Origin of the sequence: uncultured Thiodictyon sp. (genome assembly GCF_903828115.1) — a bacterium.
GTDB lineage: Bacteria > Pseudomonadota > Gammaproteobacteria > Chromatiales > Chromatiaceae > Thiodictyon.
Genome location: NZ_CAIKKU010000241.1, coordinates 1 through 3,280, shown reverse-complemented (window position 1 = coordinate 3,280; position 3,280 = coordinate 1). Strand labels below are relative to the sequence as shown.

The 3,280-nt window shown below is 70.2% G+C and carries 2 protein-coding genes; both read left to right on the top strand.

Features of this window, described 5'->3' with window-relative positions:
* On the top strand, nt 1-1,988 hold a 1,988-nt coding region (locus tag QZY48_RS09065), incomplete at its 5' end, for a hypothetical protein (protein WP_295430308.1).
* 157 nt (nt 1,989-2,145) lie between these two features.
* On the top strand, nt 2,146-2,805 hold the full coding sequence (locus QZY48_RS09060) for a choice-of-anchor R domain-containing protein (protein WP_295430306.1): 660 nt from the start codon (nt 2,146-2,148) through the stop codon (nt 2,803-2,805).
* Nucleotides 2,806-3,280: the final 475 nt, after the last annotated feature.

The window sequence follows — 3,280 nt, the reverse complement described above, 5'->3', positions numbered from 1 at the left end:
GCGGGACCACCCTGTATGCGGGCGGCGACTTCACCACCATCACCCCGCCCGGCGGCAGCGCGACCACCCGCAACCGCCTGGCGGCGATCGACACCGCCGACACCGGCAGCCTCACCGCCTGGGCGCCGGCCGCCGACAGCACCGTCAATGCCCTGGCCCTGAGCTGGACCACCCTGTATGTGGGCGGCGGCTTCAGGGTCCTCGGCGCCACGGCCCGCGCCCGGCTCGCGGCGCTCGATGCCAGCGACCGCCTGACCGCCTGGGCGCCGGCCGCCAGCGGCATCGTCTATGCCCTGGCCCTGAGCGGGACCACCCTGTATGCGGGCGGCAACTTCACCACCATCACCCCGCCCGGCGGCAGCGCGACCACCCGCAACCGGCTGGCGGCGATCGACACCGCCGACACCGGCAGCCTGACCGCCTGGGCGCCGGCCGCCAACACTACTGTCTCTGCCCTGGCCCTGAGCGGGACCACCCTCTACGCGGGCGGCGACTTCACCACCATCACCCAGCCCGGCGGCAGCGCGACCACCCGCAACCGCCTGGCGGCGATCGACACCGCCGACACCGGCAGCCTCACCGCCTGGGCGCCGACCGCCAGCAACTCCGTCCGAGCCCTGGCCCTGAGCGGGACCACCCTCTACGCGGGCGGCAACTTCACCACCATCACCCCGCCCGGCGGCAGCGCGACGCCCCGAAATTATCTGGCGGCGATCGACACCGCCGATACCGGCAGTCTGGCCGCCTGGGACCCCAATGCCGATGGCACCGTCAACGCCCTGGTCGTCAGCGGCCATACCGTCTACGCGGGCGGCACCTTCACCACCCTGACCGGCGAACTCCAGACCGGCTCGCCGACTGCCAATTTGGGCCTCCTCAACGCCCTGCCGTGCAGTTCCGGCATCGCGCTGCCCACCGGCCAATGGCAAACGCTCGCCCTGCCGTGCCTGCCGGACGCCCCCACGGTCGCCGGCACCCTCGGCACCAGCCCCACCGCCAACCTGCCGGCGGCGAGCTACGGCAGCCAATGGCTGATGTACAAGCGTGACCTCAGCGGCAGCGCCTACGGTACGCTCGCCGGCACCAGCCCGCTCGCACTCGGCGCCGGGTATTGGCTCAAGAGCCTCCAGGCCCCGGTCGACGGGCAATTGACGGTCGCCGGCAGCGCCACCCCGGTCGAGAACGGCGTCACCGGCTGCCAGTCGGCCAACGGCTGTTTCGTCGCCCAGGTCTATGCCAACGGCCAGCCGCTCGGCACCAAGCTGATCGGCAATCCCTTCCCCTATGCGGTCGACTGGTCGAAGGTGCGGGTACGGGTCAACGGCTTCGACACCCTGACACCGAGCGAGGCGCAGGACGCCAACCTCCTGTCCAACCAGGTCTGGGTGTGGAACGGCACCGGCTACGATACCTGGTCCGACCGCGCGCCCAACCAGGGCAGCCTGCCGTATTTCAAGGCGTTCTGGGTCAAGGTCCTGCCCGGCGGGGCGAACAAGACCATCGAACTCTTGATCCCCGCCGAGGTCTCGACCGTCGGCCCGCCGACCCCGGGCACCGGCGAGTGGCTGGTGCGCCTCAAGGCCGGCAACGCCCAGGGCGGCTGGAACACCCAGGTCCGGCTCGGGCACTGGACCGGTGCCGCGACCGGCTATGACCCGGCCGACCTGAGCGCCATGGTGCCCTTTGCCTCGCCCTACGTGACGCTCGCCTTCCCGCGGCCCACCTGGGGCACGCGCAAGGGCGACTATGCGAGCGATTTCCGGCCCGCCGACGGTCAGGCGGGGCAATGGGCACTGGATCTGCGTGCCGATCCGGTGGGCACCCAGGTGGTGCTGACCTGGGAGGGCGACCCCGCCATCCTGGCGAACTCGCGGCTGCTCGACGGGGCCACGGTCATCAATCTGGCCAACTATCCCAACGGCTACCCGCTCACCCTGTCGGGCAAGGTGCGTCGCCTGGTCTGGGAGTATTTGGGCGCAGGCAGTTGATGGCCAGCCGCACCCGACCCGACGCCGGGCGCTCAAGGCCCGGCCTGAAGACAACCGTTCGGGACGGGGTGCATACCGCGTCCCGCGCCCGAAAATCCTGAATCCCGGCGGATTGGGGGGCCAAATTCCCCACTCCCCCACTACTGGAAAATCCCGCATGACCCATCGCCCATCCCTCTATGCGCTCCTGTTGCTCGCCCTGACCCTGCCCTGGGCCGGGCCGACCCTGGCGACGGCCAGCCTCTTCGATAACCTCGGCCAGGACGGCGACAACGCGACCGGGATCACCAACGACCAATGGGCGGCCCAGGGATTCACCACGACGGCCGATGCCGTCATGGTGACCGAGGTGGCAGCGGCGCTCTTCAGTGAGGCGCCGACGAGCGGCACCTTTGCCATGGAGATCTGGAACATGGCGAGCGGCGCACCGGGTACCAAGGTCGCGGATGTCTTCAGCGGCGACGCCAGCCTGCTCGTCAGCAGCACCTTTGCGAAAACCGGCCTGAGCCTCACCCTGAGCCCGCTGACCGATTATTTCCTGGTGGTCAAGGGGATCAGCCTCGACGCATCGAGCAACGTCCAATGGCGCTACGCCGAAGCGGCGGGCGGCACCGGTCTGCCCTCACCCTTCGTGCAAACGACCAACGCCGGGGTCAACTGGTCCACCCCGAGCCAGGAAACCCCCCAGAAGATGCGCATCGCGGCCGCCACGGACGTGCCGGTGCCGCCGGTGCCCGCCCTGCTCGCGATCGGTCTGGCCGGGCTGCGCCTGACCCGACGCCGCAGCAGAAGTCCGGCCGGGGCTGCATCGCTGTAGCAACCGACACGGCGGCGGGGGTCAGGCGCGCACCACCGCAATACGCCGCCCCTGGGGACTGCGGGCCTCCCGGCTCGCGGTGCGCTCGGCCATCGGCGGCTGGCCCGCCCGGCGGTCGAAGATCACGAGCCAGCCCCAGTCCAGCCCCAGAGATAGGCCCGTCCAGCGTCATTTTCTTTCATAAAAAAGGCGCCTTTTTACATCATTTTACATCACGGAGTCCGATGCTCGCCGCGGCTCGGGCGCTAGACTGTCCTCGTTCACTCCCGGCACAGTATCCATCGCCGCATCCCAGGAGATCCCATGACGCCCAGCACCGGTTTCCCTCCCACCCAGCGCAGCCGACTGAGCGGCTGGCTGCTCGCCCTGTTGGCCCTCCTGCCGCTGATGGCCGCGGCGGCCCTCGTCGATGGCCCGAATGCTACCGTCTACGCCATCGCGCGCGGGGCGGACGGCACCACCTACCTCGGCGGGG